General features: G+C 59.6%; 19 protein-coding genes. 8 read left to right on the forward strand and 11 right to left on the reverse strand.

The features are described from left to right. Nucleotides 1-113: 113 nt before the first annotated feature. The gene (locus A7317_RS04150; protein ID WP_024073431.1) at nucleotides 114-731 is read left to right on the forward strand and encodes a glutathione S-transferase N-terminal domain-containing protein; all 618 of its coding nucleotides are present in this window, start codon (nucleotides 114-116) and stop codon (nucleotides 729-731) included. Between the two features lie 17 nt (nucleotides 732-748). Then, entirely contained in the window at nucleotides 749-1,168 is a 420-nt protein-coding gene (locus tag A7317_RS04155) for a ClpXP protease specificity-enhancing factor (protein ID WP_024073432.1), read from the forward strand. A gap of 65 nt (nucleotides 1,169-1,233) precedes the next feature. On the opposite strand, the gene A7317_RS04160 is transcribed toward A7317_RS04155, so the two are convergent. Next, nucleotides 1,234-2,823, reverse strand: coding sequence for a glucan 1,4-alpha-maltotetraohydrolase domain-containing protein (locus tag A7317_RS04160; protein WP_069075250.1), 1,590 nt, complete (start codon nucleotides 2,821-2,823; stop codon nucleotides 1,234-1,236). A 231-nt stretch (nucleotides 2,824-3,054) separates the two neighbouring features. On the opposite strand from A7317_RS04160, the gene A7317_RS04165 reads away from it, so the two are divergent. After that, nucleotides 3,055-3,804, forward strand: coding sequence for a FadR/GntR family transcriptional regulator (locus A7317_RS04165; protein ID WP_024073434.1), 750 nt, complete (start codon nucleotides 3,055-3,057; stop codon nucleotides 3,802-3,804). A 1-nt stretch (nucleotide 3,805) separates the two neighbouring features. Here the strand turns inward: A7317_RS04165 and A7317_RS04170 are convergent, their stop codons facing one another. The 3 genes from A7317_RS04170 to A7317_RS04180 all read right to left on the reverse strand — a co-directional run bounded on the left by A7317_RS04170 (nucleotide 3,806) and on the right by A7317_RS04180 (nucleotide 5,901). Next, a complete protein-coding gene (locus A7317_RS04170) occupies nucleotides 3,806-4,015 on the reverse strand; it encodes a hypothetical protein (RefSeq protein ID WP_024073435.1) in 210 nt (69 codons plus the stop codon). A gap of 220 nt (nucleotides 4,016-4,235) precedes the next feature. Beyond that, on the reverse strand, nucleotides 4,236-4,610 hold the full coding sequence (locus tag A7317_RS04175) for a hypothetical protein (protein WP_024073436.1): 375 nt from the start codon (nucleotides 4,608-4,610) through the stop codon (nucleotides 4,236-4,238). Between the two features lie 136 nt (nucleotides 4,611-4,746). After that, complete coding sequence (locus A7317_RS04180) at nucleotides 4,747-5,901, reverse strand: phospholipase (RefSeq protein WP_069075251.1); 1,155 nt, start codon at nucleotides 5,899-5,901, stop codon at nucleotides 4,747-4,749. A gap of 234 nt (nucleotides 5,902-6,135) precedes the next feature. On the opposite strand from A7317_RS04180, the gene kdgD reads away from it, so the two are divergent. The 4 genes from kdgD (at nucleotide 6,136) to garD (ending at nucleotide 11,681) form a co-directional block, all read left to right on the forward strand. Further along, a complete protein-coding gene (gene kdgD, locus A7317_RS04185; RefSeq protein ID WP_024073438.1) occupies nucleotides 6,136-7,047 on the forward strand; it encodes a 5-dehydro-4-deoxyglucarate dehydratase in 912 nt (303 codons plus the stop codon). A 54-nt stretch (nucleotides 7,048-7,101) separates the two neighbouring features. Then, nucleotides 7,102-8,547, forward strand: coding sequence for an aldehyde dehydrogenase family protein (locus tag A7317_RS04190; RefSeq protein ID WP_069075252.1), 1,446 nt, complete (start codon nucleotides 7,102-7,104; stop codon nucleotides 8,545-8,547). Nucleotides 8,548-8,751: 204 nt separating this feature from the next. Further along, nucleotides 8,752-10,116 (forward strand): MFS transporter, encoded by a 1,365-nt coding sequence (locus tag A7317_RS04195; RefSeq protein ID WP_069075253.1) that lies wholly within the window; start codon nucleotides 8,752-8,754, stop codon nucleotides 10,114-10,116. 11 nt (nucleotides 10,117-10,127) lie between these two features. Beyond that, complete coding sequence (garD, locus tag A7317_RS04200) at nucleotides 10,128-11,681, forward strand: galactarate dehydratase (RefSeq protein ID WP_041160840.1); 1,554 nt, start codon at nucleotides 10,128-10,130, stop codon at nucleotides 11,679-11,681. On the opposite strand, the gene A7317_RS04205 is transcribed toward garD, so the two are convergent. From A7317_RS04205 to A7317_RS04215, 3 genes are read right to left on the reverse strand one after another with little or no spacing between them, the layout of a single operon-like run. Then, nucleotides 11,674-12,399: an HAD family hydrolase gene (locus A7317_RS04205; RefSeq protein ID WP_081329148.1), complete on the reverse strand. Its 726-nt coding sequence runs from the start codon at nucleotides 12,397-12,399 to the stop codon at nucleotides 11,674-11,676. The genes garD and A7317_RS04205 overlap by 8 nt on opposite strands. Then, nucleotides 12,396-13,256, reverse strand: a complete 861-nt coding sequence (locus A7317_RS04210; protein WP_024073443.1) for a hypothetical protein — start codon at nucleotides 13,254-13,256, stop codon at nucleotides 12,396-12,398. Before A7317_RS04210 ends, A7317_RS04205 begins: the two co-directional genes overlap by 4 nt. 32 nt (nucleotides 13,257-13,288) lie before the next feature. After that, nucleotides 13,289-13,882 (reverse strand): GNAT family N-acetyltransferase, encoded by a 594-nt coding sequence (locus A7317_RS04215; RefSeq protein WP_069075254.1) that lies wholly within the window; start codon nucleotides 13,880-13,882, stop codon nucleotides 13,289-13,291. Nucleotides 13,883-14,087: 205 nt separating this feature from the next. Between A7317_RS04215 and A7317_RS04220 the strand changes: the two genes are divergently transcribed. Then, entirely contained in the window at nucleotides 14,088-15,029 is a 942-nt protein-coding gene (locus A7317_RS04220) for an AEC family transporter (protein WP_069075255.1), read from the forward strand. A gap of 38 nt (nucleotides 15,030-15,067) precedes the next feature. Here the strand turns inward: A7317_RS04220 and A7317_RS04225 are convergent, their stop codons facing one another. From A7317_RS04225 to gatB, 4 genes are all read right to left on the reverse strand, one after another. Beyond that, nucleotides 15,068-15,451, reverse strand: a complete 384-nt coding sequence (locus A7317_RS04225) for a carboxymuconolactone decarboxylase family protein (protein ID WP_053254400.1) — start codon at nucleotides 15,449-15,451, stop codon at nucleotides 15,068-15,070. Further along, complete coding sequence (locus tag A7317_RS04230) at nucleotides 15,448-16,494, reverse strand: calcium/sodium antiporter (RefSeq protein ID WP_081329149.1); 1,047 nt, start codon at nucleotides 16,492-16,494, stop codon at nucleotides 15,448-15,450. Before A7317_RS04230 ends, A7317_RS04225 begins: the two co-directional genes overlap by 4 nt. A gap of 58 nt (nucleotides 16,495-16,552) precedes the next feature. Further along, on the reverse strand, nucleotides 16,553-16,924 hold the full coding sequence (locus A7317_RS04235) for a septal ring lytic transglycosylase RlpA family protein (protein ID WP_069075257.1): 372 nt from the start codon (nucleotides 16,922-16,924) through the stop codon (nucleotides 16,553-16,555). A 184-nt stretch (nucleotides 16,925-17,108) separates the two neighbouring features. Further along, nucleotides 17,109-18,554, reverse strand: a complete 1,446-nt coding sequence (gatB, locus tag A7317_RS04240; protein WP_024073449.1) for an Asp-tRNA(Asn)/Glu-tRNA(Gln) amidotransferase subunit GatB — start codon at nucleotides 18,552-18,554, stop codon at nucleotides 17,109-17,111. Nucleotides 18,555-18,563 lie beyond the last annotated feature (9 nt).

An 18,563-nucleotide genomic window follows, 5' to 3' on the forward strand; every position in this document is an offset into this window, starting at 1 on the left:
GCCCAGCGGCATCTCTGAACCGTAGCGACCTGGACTCCAGGTACTACAGAGACGCTCTCTGGGCGCGCTCGTTTTTGAGCTTTCGATAATTTCAACAAGCGAGGAGGACCGCCATGGGCGTGACCAACCGGTTGGCCTGTTACTCCGACCCCGCCGACCACTATTCCCACCGAGTACGCATCGTGCTCGCAGAGAAGGGTGTCAGCGCCGAGATCATCAGTGTGGAAGCGGGACGTCATCCGCCGAAACTGATCGAAGTGAACCCTTACGGCAGCTTGCCCACCCTGGTCGATCGCGACCTGGCGTTGTGGGAGTCAACCGTGGTGATGGAATACTTGGATGAGCGTTACCCGCATCCCCCTTTGCTGCCGGTGTACCCGGTGGCGCGTGCCAACAGCCGCCTGCTGATCCATCGGATCCAGCGTGACTGGTGCGGGCTGGTGGATGTGATTCTGGATACCCGCAGCAAAGAAGCGGCACGTGTGCAGGCGCGTAAGGAATTGCGCGAGAGCCTGACCGGTGTTTCGCCGTTGTTCGCCGACAAACCTTTTTTCCTCAGCGAGGAACAAAGCTTGGTGGATTGCTGCCTATTACCGATACTCTGGCGTTTGCCGATTCTCGGTATTGAACTGCCGCGGCCGGCCAAGCCGTTGCTTGATTACATGGAGCGCCAGTTTGCGCGTGAGGCTTTCCAGGCAAGTCTGTCTGGTGTCGAACGCGATATGCGCTAAGGCTTAAGGAGCCGCTGATGAACTCCAGTCGACCCTACCTGGTCCGCGCGCTCTACGAGTGGATTGTGGACAACGATTGCACCCCGCACATGCTGGTCAATTCCGAATTTCCTGCGGTGCAGGTACCGCAGGGGTTTGCCAGTGATGGGCAGATTGTGTTGAACGTATCGCCCAGTGCAGTGCGCCACCTGCACATGGACAACGAAGCGGTGAGCTTCGAAGGGCGTTTCGGCGGCGTGCCGCATACGCTGTTCGTGCCGATCGGCGCCATCCTCGGGATTTACGCCCGGGAAAATGGCCAAGGCATGGTCTTTGATCTGGAATCCCCTTTCGAGGACGATGAAACGATCGAAAGCGAAGACGGCGATGATGTGCCACCACCGGATTCAGAGCCGCCGCGTCCAAGCGGTCGGCCGAGTCTGAAAGTGGTGAAGTAAGCCCCTGTAGCCAGCAGGCGAATAGGGGAATGCCTCGGCTTTGGCCGAGGCATTTTTTTGGACGATCAAAAGTGCCCCACGCTTTCGGTTTGAGTGCCTGGCGAGGCACGGTTATTGGGGTCGGCTTGCCAGTCAACCTGATTGATGTTGTCGAGGCTGCGGATCACACATTTCCACTCGATGGCCTGCTGCGCCGGTAGCGTTACGATGCCGCTCCATCGATTAGGGGTGCTGGGTTGCAGGGGGATCGCATGAGCAGGGTCCCATGCGCTCAGTTCCAGCGGTGAACCGACGGCGTAGACCGCTTGCCTGTTCCCTGGCTGAGCGTTGTCGCAATGCAGCGTGAGGGGGACATCCTGTGCCGTCGTGGCGGTTTTCCAAATGCGGATGCGTTGCCCGTCGGCATTCATAACGGGGGTGAAGTCGTCGGGGACTTTGTTCAAGTCGGAGTCCAAGGCCATCAGTATCCGCTGTTGAGTGCCATTGGTGGCGGCCACCAGGCCGGAATATTGGGTCTGGAAACTGATCGGTGAGTCGGCCCTGATGCCGGCACTCTTGCGCAGGGCTATGAGCGTGCGGATCAGGTTGCCACGCCCCCAGTCATACATGGCGGGCCAGTACACAACGGGTATTCCGGGGGCTAGGAGGATGTAGGCGTACGCGAGGTTAATCATCGGATCGGGCAAAGGCCAATGATGTTGACCACCATATTGCCCCGGCGAATAACCGGTATCGTGATTGTCTACGAATGTAACGGCGATTTCGCGCCAAGACTTGACGGGGTTGCCGTTGAGGCCGTGGCGCCATTCGGCGATGCTGCCGTTTTGCATGCGCTCCTTGAGGGCGAAATCGAACACGGCGCAGTGCGAGCGATCCGACCAATCCTTGAGTGCGTCCTGCCAACTGGCCTTGCTGCGCCAGTCGCTGGCGGGGAACTCGCCGGGGCTCTTCCAGAACTCGCCGACACAGAACGCCTGGTCGTTGAAGTTTTTCATCCACAGGTCGACCCGCTCAGGCGAGTAACCGCGTCCATAGTCGAAGCGCAAGTCGTGGGCGCTGTAATTGTCCCGCAGGTTGCGAAACTCCTGCATGAAGCGTGGTGAAACCTCTGGGCTGGCGGTATTGAGGTCCGCCGCACCGTCCTCGAATGGATCGCCTTCATCGCAATCGCTGGGGGGCGTGCAGTCATTGCGCCACAGTTTGTAGCCCCGGGGGAAGCGCACCATCACGCCGGGAATCTTGTCGTTCATGTGATTCGGCACCACGTCATACATAACCTGCACGCCGGCTCTCGTCAGGGCCGTGGCAGCTTGCTTGAGTTCAGCGTCGGTGCCGTACGCGCTGTTTTTATCGAAATCGTTCCAGTAGTAGCCTTCACCTCCGCCCGAAGTACCTTTGGCCGGATCGCTCCAGCTGGACTTATCCACCCACACGGGCGGTAACCAGATCTTGGTGAAACCGTCCTGGCCGATAACGGGGGCCATTCGGGCAAGCACTTGGTACCACTTTTCAGGTGTGTTGCGACTGGAGTTCCAGTGAAAGCCTTGCAGGATGATGTCTTCGCCGCCGCCATTACGCAGGGGCGACGGGGCCCCGGTAGCGAAGTTCGTCAGCAGGCTCAGGAGAACGGTGCAGTAGAGAAGTTTGCATTTCATGACGGGTCTCCTGTTGATCAAAACAGGTTTAACTCTGCGCGGTATCGGAGGCGGCGTCTGCTGTGAGAAATGACAGCTCGTCGAGACGTTTTTGCACTAATCCCCAGGACACAAATAGCTAAATCTATTATCGAGCGCGCAGGGTTTGATGAAAGTCATGCCAGGAACGGTGATCGTACAACCGCCATGGGCTATGATGCTTTCTCAGTTCACCCACAAAGATGACCCGATATGCAAAATGCCAACACCGCCCCTCGTCTTCCCCGCAAGCGCCGCAGCCTTGCCCAGGAATTGGTCACGGTGTTGTCCGAGCAAATCCGCGACGGCCAGCTCAAGCGTGGTGACAAATTGCCCACCGAGTCGGCGATCATGGAGGCCCATGGCGTCAGCCGCACCGTGGTGCGCGAAGCCATCTCGCGCCTGCAGGCGGCGGGGCAGGTCGAAACCCGCCACGGTATCGGCACCTTTGTGCTGGACACCCCAAGCCCGAGCGGTTTTCGCATTGATCCGGCCACGGTCGTGACCCTGCGTGATGTGCTGGCGATCCTGGAGTTGCGGATCAGCCTGGAAGTGGAGTCGGCAGGCCTGGCTGCGTTACGCCGCAGTGATGAACAGCTGGCGGCCATGCGTGCAGCCCTCGACGCGCTGAATGAGAGTGCGGCCCACGCCGGCGATGCGGTGGCCTCCGACTTCGCATTCCACCTGGAAATTGCCCTGTCCACCGGCAACCGCTACTTCACCGATATCATGACTCACCTGGGCACCAGCATCATTCCGCGTACCCGCCTGAATTCGGCGCGCCTGGCCCATGATGACCAGCAGCACTACATGAGCCGCCTGAGCCGCGAGCACGAAGAGATCTATGAAGCGATTGCCCGCCAGGATTCGGATGCGGCGCGGGCGGCCATGCGCTTGCATTTGACCAACAGCCGGGAGCGGCTGCGCCATGCCCATGAAGAAGCGGAGGCGCAGCGGGGATAAATCAAGGCTGAATGACGTCTACGTGTAATTCGATATCATTGATTTTGTCTTCTTCGGTGATGATGTATTTCTTGTGTACGACTATGAACACAACGTTGGGTAGAAGCGCGAATTCAAGCCAATCACCTATATTGATGAAGCGATCAAACGAGACCTCTCTCCTTGGAATTTTCAGGTTTGCGGGGAAGATGACCTGGTATTTGCTGTCCATGGATACCTCTGCGTATTGATGGGTTTCCACGTATTGGGGGCTCAATCCGAGCGCAGAGATACTGTGAGAAATCACAGTTCTGACAAACGGCAGGCTCCGTGTGCCGATTTATCTGCTGCTGTGCGCCGAGGGGTATCCGCGTCGATGGCGTCGAAATTTGACCAACACCGGGAGCGGCCGCGCCATGCCCATGAAGCGGCGGAGGCGCAGCGGGGTTGAGCTATGTGGTGATGGTCAGCGAAATCGGCTCAGAGATGATCTGCATGTTGGACTCACTCTGGGCTTTATAGCGTAGCAGCGTGGTTTGGTTCTTGAAGCGCAATAAATCCTGTTTTGGCACCTCGAGTTTCAGGTTCGAACGCCGTTGATATTGTTCCGTGTCCTTTTGCCATTCACCTGCGTCGATTTGGGCTCCCTCCCAAGCTGGCGCGTCCGAATTCGGGCCCAGGATCACGTACACCTTGCCCTTCGGAAAGAGCTCGGCATCGTTTGGAATGCTGACCACGAGCGGCCCTGTGAATGTGGAAAGGTTAACCTCTGCTTGGTCAAAGGGCCCTGTGATACGAATGTTCAGGCCGGGGACTGGATTCGTCATGATGAAATCTCCGTGGTTGTCACAGCGGTGGCCGGGTCAATTCAGGGGCCGGGTTTCTGGCCCCTGAGCAAACTTATCCACTGCAACGACATTGTCCGGAACTGTTAGAAATCCCAGTGTCGACAAACGGTATTCTTCAAGCTGGCGTATTCGGCTTGTAGTCCTTAAGCAACAAATACGTACTCCACCCCCACCAATCATTGGTCCAGTGCTTGTCGTTCAGGTCATTCACGTCCTTGCGCCGCAGTACCTTGTCCCCCTCCATCTTGAACAGTGGCGAGAAGTTGTTCGCCGGATTTTGCGCCGCGTTCAAATCTGGCACATGCAGCGGAGCCTTGAAGTTGGCCGGGGAGGGCGCTACGCCGCTGATAAAGGTCTCGAAGATTTCATCGGCTGAAGCCTGCACCGCACGTTTGACTTGCGTCCGGTTATCCGCGTCGATGGCGTCGAAGTAGCGTTTGTCGCCATACGCGTGCCACTGATCACCCAGGGCGTTGCGCACGTTGAGCCCGAACTTGCTGTCTTCGTCATGCATGAAACGGCTGATCAGCGAGCCCAGTTCGCCAGGTGTCACCACCGCTGCCAATTGTTTACGCGGGACCCGCAAGTGGCCTGCGGAGAACAGGTCGGTCAAGAAGTGATCAGCAAAACTGTTCATGGCATAGGCCAGTTCCAGTGCCTGGTCGGTGCCGGTTTGATGGGCGACAACGGCCTGTTGCAGGGCTGCCGTATGCCCGGCCAGGTACGCTGACAGCGCCCATTCGCCAAAGTGGTCGGCATTGTCCGCCGCCAACTTCAGGTAGCGGCCCAATGGGATCAATGCCGACACTGCGCTGCCACCACCGGTGATGCGGTTCCACTCTTCCGACAACGTATCACCCAGGGCGTCGTAGGCTTCATGGGCTTGCTTGCCATCCTTGATTGCCTGGTTGACCGCGTTTATCTCCTTTTGCATCACCGCGAGGATCTTGTGAGCTTCTTCCCGTGAGGCGGGCAAAACCGCCAGGGAGTTGAAGGCGGCGATGAAGCGTTGCACGCGTTCGGCTGTCGAGGCGCCATCGCTGATGGGCTGGCCGGGAACCCCATAAAAGTCACCGCCCAGTGCGATCACTTGGCCGTAGGTCAGCGCCAGGCCGTTGGGCAGGTGCAGCTCGACTTGTCGCGCGGGAATCGCCGGGGCGTCCTTGACGAAGCGCAACAGGGTGTCATCGCCGATGGCGGTGTGTTCGCCACCTTCGAAGCGCAGGGTAGGCGGGTTTTTGGTGGGTGCTGCGAGTTCAAGACCTGACATGTTAGCTCCTTGCTATGCCGTAGGAATCTTCCTTAATAACTGTATGTATATACAGCCATCCGGAGAATAGAGGAAAAAATTCCTACGTCAAGAAGGTGAGCCTCAGCACCCTGTGCAAGCACGATCGATGAATTACAGTTGACGAATTATTTTATAGTTGTACGATGACGTACGACATCAACAGAACCAACAACAACCTTTCGCCAGAAAATCTTTGCCCAGGGTGTTCGAATAATGAATCCACAAGAACTGAAGTCCATCCTCTCCCACGGTCTGCTGTCTTTCCCCGTGACCGATTTCAACGCCCAGGGTGACTTCCACCAGGCGGGCTATATCAAGCGCCTGGAATGGCTGGCGCCCTACGGCGCCACTGCGTTGTTCGCGGCCGGCGGCACCGGCGAGTTTTTCTCCCTCGCTGCCAGCGAATACTCCCAGGTGATCAAGACCGCCGTTGATACCTGCGCCACCAGCGTGCCGATCCTTGCCGGTGTCGGCGGTGCCACCCGCCAGGCCATTGAATACGCTCAGGAAGCTGAACGCCTGGGTGCCAAAGGCCTGCTGCTGCTGCCGCACTACCTCACCGAAGCCAGCCAGGACGGGGTTGCCGCCCACGTTGAAGCCGTGTGCAAATCGGTGAAAATCGGCGTGGTGGTCTACAACCGCAACGTCTGCCGCCTGACCGCGCCCTTGCTGGAACGTCTGGCCGAGCGCTGCCCGAACCTGATCGGCTACAAGGATGGCTTGGGTGACATCGAGTTGATGGTGTCGATCCGCCGTCGTCTCGGTGATCGTTTCAGCTACCTCGGCGGCCTGCCGACCGCAGAGGTTTACGCCGCTGCCTACAAGGCCCTGGGGGTGCCGGTGTACTCCTCGGCGGTGTTCAACTTCATCCCGAAAACCGCGATGGATTTCTACCACGCCATCGCCCGTGACGATCACGCCACTGTCGGCAAGATCATCGACGACTTCTTCCTGCCGTACCTGGACATCCGTAACCGCAAGGCCGGCTACGCCGTGAGCATCGTCAAGGCGGGTGCCAGGATCGTCGGCTACGACGCCGGCCCGGTGCGCACCCCGCTGACCGACCTGCTGCCGGAAGAATACGAAGCCCTGGCCGCGCTGATCGACAAGCAAGGCCCGCAATAACTTATCTATAAGGCCGCTGAGCAATCAGCGGCCTTTTGCGTCAGGAGAAGATTCGTGTCCCAAGCCAAACGTTTTGAAAACTACATCAACGGTGAATGGGTAGCCGGTGCTGACTATTGCACCAATATCAACCCGTCGGAGTTGTCCGATGTGATTGGCGAATACGCCAAGGCTGATGTTGCCCAGGTCAACGCCGCCATTGATGCGGCCCGCGCTGCATTCCCTGCGTGGTCCACCTCCGGTATCCAGGCGCGGCACGACGCCCTGGATAAAGTCGGCAGCGAAATCCTTGCCCGCCGCGAAGAACTTGGCACCCTGCTGGCCCGGGAAGAGGGCAAGACCCTGCCTGAAGCCATCGGCGAAGTGACCCGCGCCGGTAACATCTTCAAGTTCTTTGCTGGCGAATGCCTGCGTTTGTCCGGTGACTACGTGCCGTCGGTGCGCCCGGGCGTCAACGTGGAAGTGACGCGCGAAGCCCTTGGTGTGGTCGGCCTGATCACCCCGTGGAACTTCCCGATTGCCATCCCCGCATGGAAAATCGCCCCGGCCCTGGCCTACGGTAACTGCGTGGTGATCAAGCCGGCCGAACTGGTACCGGGCTGCGCCTGGGCCCTGGCGGAAATCATCTCCCGCGCCGGCTTCCCCGCCGGTGTGTTCAACCTGGTGATGGGCAGCGGTCGTGTGGTCGGCGATGTGTTGGTCAACAGCCCGAAAGTCGATGGCATCAGCTTCACCGGTTCCGTCGGTGTGGGCCGTCAGATCGCGGTCAGCTGTGTATCGCGCCAGGCCAAGGTGCAGTTGGAAATGGGCGGCAAGAACCCGCAGATCATCCTTGATGACGCCGACCTCAAGCAGGCCGTCGAGCTGTCGGTACAGAGCGCGTTCTACTCCACTGGCCAGCGTTGCACCGCCTCCAGCCGCTTGATTGTCACGGCCGGCATCCATGACCAGTTCGTTGCAGCCATGGCCGAGCGCATGAAGTCGATCCGGGTGGGGCACGCCCTGAAAAGCGGTACCGACATCGGCCCGGTGGTTTCCCAGGCCCAGTTGGACCAGGACATGAAGTACATCGATATCGGCCAAAGCGAAGGCGCGCGGCTGGTGAGCGGTGGCGGCCTGGTGACCTGCGACACCGAAGGCTACTACCTGGCGCCGACCCTGTTTGCCGACAGCGAAGCCGCCATGCGTATCAGCCGTGAAGAGATCTTCGGCCCGGTGGCCAACGTGGTGCGCGTAGCGGACTACGAGGCGGCGCTGGCCATGGCCAACGACACCGAGTTCGGTCTGTCGGCGGGTATTGCCACCACGTCGTTGAAATACGCCAACCATTTCAAACGTCATTCCCAGGCCGGGATGGTGATGGTCAACCTGCCGACCGCCGGTGTGGACTATCACGTTCCATTTGGTGGCCGTAAGGGCTCATCCTACGGTTCGCGTGAGCAAGGTCGCTATGCGCAAGAGTTCTACACCGTGGTGAAAACCAGCTACATCGGTTCGTAATACGCAACATCCCCCTGTCAGGAGGGGGGCTGTCTTTCTGTAGGAGCGAGCTTGCTCGCGAAAAACCCAAGGGCTCCGCGTGCATCCCGAATGCCCGCGTATTCGTTGACATTTTTCGCGAGCAAGCTCGCTCCTACAGGGGACGGCATCCAAGCACACATAACTATTACCCGCAAAAAAAATAATTAGTGGGAGTACATCTACATGCAAGCGACCAAGCCAACCCATGTCCGCTATTTGATCCTGCTCATGCTGTTCCTGGTGACCACGATCAACTACGCCGACCGGGCCACCATCGCCATTGCCGGCTCCAGCCTGCAAAAAGACCTCGGTATCGACGCGGTCACCCTCGGTTATATCTTTTCTGCATTCGGTTGGGCCTACGTGGCCGGGCAAATCCCCGGCGGCTGGCTGCTCGATCGTTTCGGCTCGAAAAAAGTCTATGCCCTGAGCATCTTCACCTGGTCGCTGTTCACCGTGCTGCAAGGCTATGTCGGTGAGTTCGGTATCTCCACCGCCGTCGTCGCGCTGTTCATGCTGCGCTTTATGGTGGGCCTGGCCGAAGCGCCGTCCTTCCCAGGTAACGCGCGCATTGTGGCTGCCTGGTTCCCCACGGCCGAACGCGGCACGGCCTCGGCGATCTTCAACTCGGCGCAATACTTCGCCACGGTGCTGTTTGCGCCGCTGATGGGCTGGATCGTCTACAGCTTCGGCTGGCAGCACGTGTTTATCGTGATGGGCGTGATCGGCATTGTTTTCTCGCTGGTCTGGCTGAAGATTATCCACAGCCCGCGCCAACACCCGATGATCAACGAAGCCGAGTTCAATCACATCGCGGCCAATGGTGCGATGGTCGATATGGACCAGGACAAGGGCAAGGGCAAGAAAACCGATGGTCCGAAGTGGGATTACATCCGCCAGCTGCTGACCAACCGCATGATGCTCGGGGTTTACCTGGGCCAGTACTGCATCAACGGCATCACCTACTTCTTCCTGACCTGGTTCCCGGTGTACCTGGTGCAGGACCGTGGCATGACCATCCTCAAGGCTGGGTTCATTGCTTCGCTGCCGGCGATCTGTGGGTTTATCGGGGGCGTGCTGGGCGGGGTGATATCCGACTACCTGTTGCGCAAGGGTCATTCGCTGACCTTCGCCCGCAAGGCGCCGATCATTGGCGGCTTGCTGATTTCCAGCAGCATCGTGGCCTGCAACTACGTCGACATCGAGTGGATGGTGGTGGGCTTCATGGCCTTGGCCTTCTTCGGTAAAGGCGTTGGCGCACTGGGCTGGGCGGTGGTGTCCGACACCTCGCCGAAACAAATCGCCGGCCTCAGTGGCGGCCTGTTCAACACCTTCGGTAACCTGGCCTCGATCACCACGCCGATTGTCATCGGCTACATCATCAGCACCACCGGCTCGTTCAAATGGGCACTGGTGTTCGTCGGCGCCAATGCGCTGGTGGCGGTGTTCAGCTATCTGGTCATCGTCGGCCCGATCAAGCGTGTCGTACTCAAAGAGCCGCCAAGCAAGGGGCCTGAGTTGACCAACCTAACCGAAGCGCATTCCTGAGAGGCCCCGTGATGCAGTTGATTGAACATGCCGACTCGCCGCGCTCCATTCGCCTGCACGCGCGCGACAATGTAGTGATCGTGGTCAACGACCAGGGCGTACCGGCCGGGACCGAGTTCCCGGACGGCCTGGTGACCGTGGATTTCATCCCCCAGAGCCACAAAGTGACCCTGGAAGACATCCCCGAAGGCGGTCAGATTATTCGCTACGGCCAGACCATCGGTTATGCCCTGGCGCCGATTCCCCGTGGCAGTTGGGTGCAGGAAGATCAACTGCGCATGCCCACCGCACCGCCCTTGGACAGCTTACCGCTGTCCACCGAGGTGCCGCAGGCCCAGGCGCCGCTGGAAGGGTTCACATTCGAGGGGTATCGCAATGCCGACGGCACGGTCGGCACACGCAATATCCTGGGTATCACCACCACGGTGCAGTGTGTCACCGGGGTACTGGACCATGCGGTCAAACGCATCAAGGATGAGTTGCTGCCCAAGTATCCCCATGTCGATGACGTGGTGGCGCTGACTCACAGCTACGGCTGTGGGGTCGCGATCACCGCGACGGATGCCTACATCCCGATCCGCACTGTGCGCAATCTGGCGCGCAACCCGAACCTGGGCGGCGAAGCCCTGGTCATCAGCCTGGGCTGCGAGAAATTGCAGGCCGGGCAGGTGATGCACGACAACGATAGCTCGGTCGATTTGAGCGAGCCGTGGTTGTATCGGTTGCAGGATTCCAGCCACGGCTTTACCGAGATGATCGAGCAGATCATGGAACTGGCCGAAGTCCGCCTGAAGAAGCTCGACCAGCGCCGTCGGGAAACCGTGCCGGCGTCCGAGCTGATCCTGGGCATGCAGTGCGGCGGCAGCGATGCGTTTTCCGGGATCACCGCCAACCCGGCGCTGGGCTACGCCTCGGACTTGTTGCTGCGGGCGGGGGCGACGGTGATGTTTTCCGAAGTCACTGAAGTGCGCGATGCGATTTATTTGCTGACTTCACGCGCCGAAACCAAGGCTGTCGCCGAGGAACTGGTCCGGGAAATGGACTGGTATGACCGTTACCTGGCCAAGGGCGAGGCGGATCGCAGTGCCAACACCACGCCGGGGAACAAGAAGGGCGGGTTGTCGAACATTGTCGAGAAGTCCCTGGGCTCCATCGTCAAGTCCGGCAGCAGTGCGATCAACGGCGTGCTGGGGCCGGGCGAGCGCTTCAAAAGCAAGGGCCTGATCTTTTGCGCGACGCCGGCCAGTGACTTTGTGTGCGGCACCTTGCAGCTCGCGGCAGGGATGAACCTGCATGTGTTCACTACAGGGCGCGGTACCCCTTACGGGCTGGCCATGGCACCGGTCGTGAAGGTCTCGACCCGTACGGAGTTGGCGCAGCGCTGGCCGGATCTGATCGACATCGACGCCGGACGCATTGCCACCGGGCGCGCGACCATCGAGGAATTGGGCTGGGAGTTGTTCCACTTTTATCTGGACGTGGCCAGCGGTAAGAAGCAAACGTGGGCGGAGCAGCACAAGCTGCATAACGACATCACGTTGTTCAACCCGGCACCGATTACCTAGAGTAGGTTGGCGGGCGTTGGAGGTTGCCCAGTACTGTTTGGATGTGTGCGTAGACCTGAGCGGGTTCGCTGGCGCGCAAGACATTGTCGGGCAATTGCGTCAGTGGCTGCTCGATAAAGTAGTCCGCGCAGACGAAACCGTCCACGCAGCCGTTCTTGTAGACCTGGAAGTCGGACGCCCCATCGCCCACGATGAGCGTTCGGCCTTTCAGCCTGCCAGCGGCACGCCATCGACGGACAATCTCCGACTTGCCCTTCGACGAGCTGAGCAGCGGAGAAGGGCGCGTGAGCAGGACGCGTTTGCCCGCCCACAAGAACTGGTTGGCCGCCACATTTTGGTGGGCGATACCCCATTCACGGGCCGTGGGTACGATCCACTCCGTGTAGCCGCCGGAAATGATATGCAGCCCTACACCGTCTTCTCGCAGCCGGCCAAGGGTTTCCAGCAATACGGCCGGGATGCTGCGAATGGCCTTTTCCACATACTGGTCGATGTGATGGGCACGCACATGGGTTGCCACGCTCATCAGCTTCAACAATTCTCCGATACTTGCTTTGCCGCTCAATGCTTTGGGGGCAATTCGCGCGATCCGGTCAAGCCGCTCGGCACTGTCCGGATGGTCGTGGAGAGCGGCTTTAAGCACTTCCACCGTGCTTTCGTGGTCGACCAAGGTGTAATCGAAATCAAAGATGATGTCGACGTCGTTGCCCATGCTCATCGCGTTGCTCGTTTGTCAGTGCTGCGGTAGGTGTATTTGTCGTCCCGGGTCCAGTGACAGGCGGCAATGGCTAAATGTTCGGCGATGCTTTGCTGAATCTGATCGGCAAACGCTTGATCGCTCTGATGTGCCGTGCGCACTTGTGGCGCCAGGTAGCTCATCTCGAACTCAATGCGCGGCATTGCCAGAAGACGCAGGAACTTCATCAGGCCTGAGGCGTGCAGCGGGTTGGCGGTCAAGCCGAACGGCACATTCAAGCGCAGGGCCAGCGGTACCACGGGCAGCCCGCGATTGAGCATTTCCGGGCGGAACCGGAACAGACCATGGCCATTGTTGATGGTCGTCTCGGGTGTGGTGTAGAGCGCAGTGCCGCTGGGCCTGCGACGAAATTCGCGGATGCGTCTGGCGAGCATTTTCTTGTCGCTGACTTTCCAGAACGTGCCACCGGAACATTTGAAGAGCAGGAAAGCGGTTGCGGCACCGAGGGGGCTGTCGGAGTTGGCTACCATGATGGTCGCTGAGGGCATGGCCAGCACTGGAAAATGATCGAATACACTGATGTGGTTGGCGGCGACGATGCAACCATCGGTATGCGCCGCGACTTGTTTCGGGGACATTTTGCATGTGATTTTCACGCCCAGGATGAACAACAGTACGCGGTACATGAGTTGTTTGGCCGCTACGGGTAAAGGCCAGGCGATCAAGCTGATAAACACCACGGCCTGCAGACGGTTCAAGACAAGTGCGCAGCCCAGCGGCAGGTAAAGCCAGCGCCACAGGGCGCGACCCTTCCAGACCTGAGCGGTGCATAGGTCGGCAACTGAAGGGGAGTGGCAGGTGTTTTTTTCATTGGGCAAGGTCGGGTCTCTCTGAAAGGCAGGGGGCGTCATCAAGCCGGAGCGTGGCTGCGGGTCAGGCGGCGGGAGAATCGGTCGATACGTGCGCGATTCAATGGGCTTATTTCCATGAACCGTTCACGGGTCAGGTCGACTTTCAAATGCGGGCCGAAGGGTGTTTCCATGACAGTCCCGCTGATTTCCGGCAAATGCAGAAAGGCGCGGTTCATCTCCAGGGCGCGGTGATGCTTGATGTTGGTCAGGGTGTAGATCTGATCAAAGCCCAGTTTCAGGAAACCATGCTCCAAGGCCAGATGAATAGCCGTGAAGGGATAGGGGCTGCCCCAGTATTTTTTGAGAAAACGGTTGCCGAAGTTGATGCCGTATTCTTTTTCGGCAAACCCGGCATAACCGATGAAGGGCGAATCCAGGCCCAGGCTTACGGCCCAGCGTGACCAGCCTTGCTGGGCTATTTCCTGCTGGAAACGTGCGATTTCTGCAGCGGCCGTGTCTCGGTTGCGCGTGGTTCCTGCCGATATGTATTGCATGGTCTGCGGATCACCGAGGAGTTCAGCGTAACCCTCGATGTCGTCTTGGTCCCAGGTTCTGAGATATACGTTGTAAAGGTGGTTCACGTTTTGCCGCATTGGTTGTTTCCTTGCCTCACGACTTTCGTAACGAAGAAGGCGTTAGCTTGTGCCGAAGCGGGAACAACGCGGAGTTGCAAAATCTTTGTGTGTTGTAGGCAACGTTACCTTTCTAGGTAGGGACGATTTCAATCAAACCTCATGCGCGGGCCTGAGCTGGCTTATCATGAGCCTTTCCTGAACACAGGTTCCAAGGCCCGTTCTTATGCTGGCAATTTTCCTCACCACCCTCACCATCACCGCGCCGGTATTCGCCATGCTGTTCCTGGGGGTGCTGCTCAAGCGCATCAACTGGATCAACGACAACTTTATCCACACGGCTTCGTCCCTGGTGTTCAACGTCACCATGCCTGCGCTGCTGTTTCTCGGCATCCTGCACGCCGACCTGCATTCGGCGCTCAAGCCGGGTTTGCTGATCTACTTTGCCGTCGCCACTCTGCTGAGTTTTGCCCTGGCCTGGGGCTGGGCGATTTTTCGCTGCGCGCGCGAAGACCGGGGCATCTACACCCAGGGGGCGTTTCGCGGCAACAATGGGGTGATCGGCCTGGCGCTGGCCGCCAGCATGTACGGCGACTACGGTATTTCCCTGGGGGCAATCCTCGCCGCACTGGTCATCCTGTTCTACAACACCTTGTCGACCATTGTGTTGGCGGTGTACAGCCCAGTGATCAAGTCCGACCCGTGGAGCATCTTCAAGAGTGTGGTGGCCAACCCGCTGATCATCAGCGTGATCGTGGCCGCGCCGTTCGCCTATTTCCAGATTGGCCTGCCAGGCTGGCTGGAAAGATCCATGCAGTACCTGGCGGACACCACCTTGCCGCTGGCCTTGATCTGCATTGGCGGCACCTTGTCCCTGGCGGCGTTGCGCAAGAGCGGCAATATGGCGCTGAGCGCAAGCTTGATGAAAATGGTGTGGCTGCCGGTAGTCGCCACGCTGGGCGCCTGGCTGCTGGGGTTCCGTGGGCCGGAATTAGGGATTCTGTTCCTGTACTTCGGTGCGCCGACCGCTGCGGCGAGCTTCGTGATGGCGAGGGCGGCCGAGGGCAATCATGAGCTGGCGGCGGCGATTATCGTGATCACTACCTTGATGGCGGCAGTGACCACGAATATCGGGATTTTTGTGTTGCAGGCGGGTGGCTGGATCTGAGTTTTTGGGGGGGCTTGCTTGCCAATGCTATCTGGCAGTCACTGCTGGTCGGCCTGATACGCCTCGATGACTTCCTGTGCCGCTCTAAACGCATCAATCGCCGCCGGTACGCCGGCATATACCGCGCAATGCAGCAGCGCTTCGCGGATCTCTTCCACGGTGCAGCCATTGTTCAGCGCGCCGCGCACGTGGCCCTTGAGTTCCTGGGGGCACTTGAGCGCGGTGAGGGCGGCAAGGGTGATCAGGCTGCGTGTCTTCAGCGGCAAGCCTTCGCGGTTCCACACACTGCCCCAGGCATGTTCGTTGACGAAGTCCTGGAGGGGCTGGGTGAATTCGGTGGCATTGCCCAGGGCGCGGTCGACGAACACATCGCCCATCACCTGGCGACGCATTTCAACCCCGGGCTTTTTCTGATCGGTCATTGCGATTCCCTCTTGTGTTGGCGGCGCCAGGCTCGCAGGGTGCTGAACAGCAGGAACACCACCAGCACTGGCAGGACGTAAAACAGCATCAGTTGTTCAAGCTTGTTGGCCAGCGGCATACCGGTGGTGAACGCCATCACATGCAGCCCATACGCCAGGTACAGTCCCAGCAGCACCAGGCCTTCGATGCGGGTCACACGGTAGCCGGTATAAAACACCGGCAGGCACAGCACCACCACGCCGAGCATCACCGGCAGATCGAAATCCAGGGCGTTAGGCGACACCGACAGCGGCGATGGCGCAAGCAGGGCCGTCAGCCCCAATACGCCCAGCAGGTTGAACAGGTTGCTGCCAATCACGTTGCCTACGGCGATATCCCGCTCGCCGCGCAGGGCTGCAATCAGCGAGGTGGCCAGGCACGGCAGGGACGTGCCAACGCCGATCAGTGTCAGGCCGATGATGCGTTCCGACAGTCCCAGGTCACTGGCTACATCCACCGCCGCGCCCAGCAACAGATGCCCGGCCAGTACCAGTACCAGCAGGCCGCCGAACATCAGCAATACACTGCTCAGCCAGGGCGCCTTGGCCACGATGTCCAGCGTGCGCGGACGGCGTGAATGGCGGGTCTGGTAGTGCAGCACGCCGAGGTAGGCCAGCAGGGCGCAGAGCAGCAGCAAACCGTCGAGCGGTGTGAGCTCTTCGTTGGCGGCCAGGGTAAATACCAGCAAGCCGGCGAGGATCATGACCGGGATGTCCAGGCGCACCAGTTGGCGCGAGACCCGCAATGGAATGATCAGCGCCGACAGGCCCAGGGTGACGAGGATATTGAAGATGCTGCTGCCGATGACGCTGCCGACGGCAATATCGGTGTTGCCGGCCAGGGTGGCCTGCAGGCTCACGGTCATCTGCGGTGCGCTGCTGCCGAAGGCGACGATCGTCAGGCCGATAATCAGTGGGCGGACCTTGAGGCTGGCGGCCAGGCGCACAGCGGCACGTACCAGGATTTCGGCGCCGACGATCAGCAGCACCAGGCCGCTGACCAGTTCGAGCAGGCTCCAGGGCGAGAGGGCGGTTAATCCGAAAATGGCCAGGGCTCCGTCGTCAATTGTTCAGGGCTTGCACGCGAACCCGTGCGGTGCCGCTGCTCAGCATGCCCAGTTGTTCGGCCGCCTTGCGTGAAAGATCGATCAAGCGCCCATGGGTATGCGGGCCGCGATCATTGATGCGCACCACCACGGTTCTGTCGTTGTCGAGGTTGGTGACCTTGACCTGGGTGCCAAAGGGCAATTGCCGGTGGGCGGCGGTCAGGGCGTTCTGGTTGAAAGGTTCACCGCTGGCGGTTTTTTTGCCATGGTGCTTGGCGCCGTAATAAGAGGCGGTGCCGGTTTCATCGTAGCCGTTGGGGTTAATGAGGCCGCTGGCGCAGCCGGCCAGCAGGGAAAACAGGGCCAGGAGGCCGAATAGACGCTTCATTTCCAAGGTGCCCCCATTTCGAGTTTGGGGTGAGCTTATGTGGGAGGGGGCTTGCCCCCGATAGCGGAGTGCCAGTCACTGAATGCTTTGACTGAATCACCGCCATCGGGGGCAAGCCCCCTCCCACACAAGCCCGCTCCCACAGGGGTCCGAGTAGAAGTCTCACTCGGACCATTCATCGCAATCAGCCTTCGAGCTTGCTTTTCAGCAGTTCGTTTACCTGCTGCGGGTTGGCCTTGCCCTTGGAGGCTTTCATGGCCTGGCCGACAAAGAAGCCGAACATCTTGCCGCGCTTGGCTTCGTCTGCTGCACGGTACTGCTCGACCTGTTCCGCGTTGGCCGCCAGCATTTCGTCGAGCACGGCCGAGATGGCGCCGCTGTCGGTGACTTGCTTGAGGCCGCGTTTTTCGATGATTTCATCGGCGCTGCCTTCGCCACTGGCCATGGCTTCAAACACTGTCTTGGCGATTTTGCCGGAGATGGTGTTGTCCTTGATGCGCAGCAGCATGCCGCCCAGTTGCTCGGCGGTGACCGGTGCCTCGTCGATTTCCAGGCCCTGCTTGTTCAACAGGCTGCCCAGCTCAACCATCACCCAGTTGGCCGCCAGCTTGGCGTCACCGGCAATGCTCACGACTTTTTCGAAGTAGTTGGCTTGCTCACGGCTGGACGCCAACACGCTGGCATCGTAGACCGACAAGCCGAACTGCTCCTGGAAGCGCTCGCGTTTTTGCTGCGGCAGTTCCGGCAGGGTGGCGCGGATGTCGTTGAGGAACGAGTCTTCCAGTACCACCGGCAACAGGTCCGGGTCAGGGAAGTAACGGTAGTCGTTGGCTTCCTCTTTGCTGCGCATGGCGCGGGTTTCGTCTTTGTTCGGGTCGTACAGGCGGGTTTGCTGGATCACCTTTCCGCCGTCTTCGATCAGGTCGATCTGGCGGCGGACTTCGCTGTTGATCGCCTTCTCGATGAAGCGGAACGAGTTGACGTTCTTGATCTCGCAGCGGGTACCGAACTCGACCTGGCCCTTAGGGCGGATCGATACGTTGCAGTCGCAACGTAGCGAGCCTTCGGCCATGTTGCCGTCGCAGATGCCCAGGTAACGCACCAGCGCGTGGATCGTCTTGACGTAGGCCACGGCTTCCTTGGCGCTGCGCATATCCGGCTCGGAAACGATTTCCAGCAACGGTGTGCCAGCTCGGTTCAGGTCGATACCAGTGGCACCCGGGAATTCTTCGTGCAGGCTTTTGCCGGCGTCTTCCTCGAGGTGGGCACGGGTCACGCCGACACGCTTGATGGTGCCATCTTCCAACGGGATATCCAGGTGGCCCTTGCCGACAATCGGCAGTTCCATCTGGCTGATCTGGTAGCCCTTGGGCAGATCCGGGTAGAAGTAGTTCTTGCGCGCGAACACGTTGTGCTGGCCGATTTCGGCGTCAATCGCCAGGCCGAACATCACCGCCATGCGCACCGCTTCCTGGTTCAGCACCGGCAGTACGCCGGGCATGCCCAGGTCGACCAGGCTGGCCTGGGTATTCGGCTCGGCGCCGAACGTGGTGGCGCTACCGGAGAAAATCTTCGATTGGGTGGCGAGCTGGGTATGAATCTCCAGCCCGATCACGACTTCCCATTGCATAGTGTTCTC

Source organism: Pseudomonas fluorescens (genome assembly GCF_001708445.1).
In the GTDB taxonomy this organism is placed as follows: Bacteria; Pseudomonadota; Gammaproteobacteria; order Pseudomonadales; family Pseudomonadaceae; genus Aquipseudomonas; species Aquipseudomonas gorinensis.

Coding starts and splice junctions, on each gene's coding strand:
- A7317_RS04150 (WP_024073431.1), top strand. CDS start 114: ATGGGCGTGACCAACCGGTTGGCCTGTTACTCCGACCCCGCCGACCAC.
- A7317_RS04155 (WP_024073432.1), top strand. CDS start 749: ATGAACTCCAGTCGACCCTACCTGGTCCGCGCGCTCTACGAGTGGATT.
- A7317_RS04160 (WP_069075250.1), bottom strand. CDS start 2,823: ATGAAATGCAAACTTCTCTACTGCACCGTTCTCCTGAGCCTGCTGACG.
- A7317_RS04165 (WP_024073434.1), top strand. CDS start 3,055: ATGCAAAATGCCAACACCGCCCCTCGTCTTCCCCGCAAGCGCCGCAGC.
- A7317_RS04170 (WP_024073435.1), bottom strand. CDS start 4,015: ATGGACAGCAAATACCAGGTCATCTTCCCCGCAAACCTGAAAATTCCA.
- A7317_RS04175 (WP_024073436.1), bottom strand. CDS start 4,610: ATGACGAATCCAGTCCCCGGCCTGAACATTCGTATCACAGGGCCCTTT.
- A7317_RS04180 (WP_069075251.1), bottom strand. CDS start 5,901: ATGTCAGGTCTTGAACTCGCAGCACCCACCAAAAACCCGCCTACCCTG.
- kdgD (WP_024073438.1), top strand. CDS start 6,136: ATGAATCCACAAGAACTGAAGTCCATCCTCTCCCACGGTCTGCTGTCT.
- A7317_RS04195 (WP_069075253.1), top strand. CDS start 8,752: ATGCAAGCGACCAAGCCAACCCATGTCCGCTATTTGATCCTGCTCATG.
- garD (WP_041160840.1), top strand. CDS start 10,128: ATGCAGTTGATTGAACATGCCGACTCGCCGCGCTCCATTCGCCTGCAC.
- A7317_RS04205 (WP_081329148.1), bottom strand. CDS start 12,399: ATGAGCATGGGCAACGACGTCGACATCATCTTTGATTTCGATTACACC.
- A7317_RS04215 (WP_069075254.1), bottom strand. CDS start 13,882: ATGCGGCAAAACGTGAACCACCTTTACAACGTATATCTCAGAACCTGG.
- A7317_RS04220 (WP_069075255.1), top strand. CDS start 14,088: ATGCTGGCAATTTTCCTCACCACCCTCACCATCACCGCGCCGGTATTC.
- A7317_RS04225 (WP_053254400.1), bottom strand. CDS start 15,451: ATGACCGATCAGAAAAAGCCCGGGGTTGAAATGCGTCGCCAGGTGATG.
- A7317_RS04235 (WP_069075257.1), bottom strand. CDS start 16,924: ATGAAGCGTCTATTCGGCCTCCTGGCCCTGTTTTCCCTGCTGGCCGGC.
- gatB (WP_024073449.1), bottom strand. CDS start 18,554: ATGCAATGGGAAGTCGTGATCGGGCTGGAGATTCATACCCAGCTCGCC.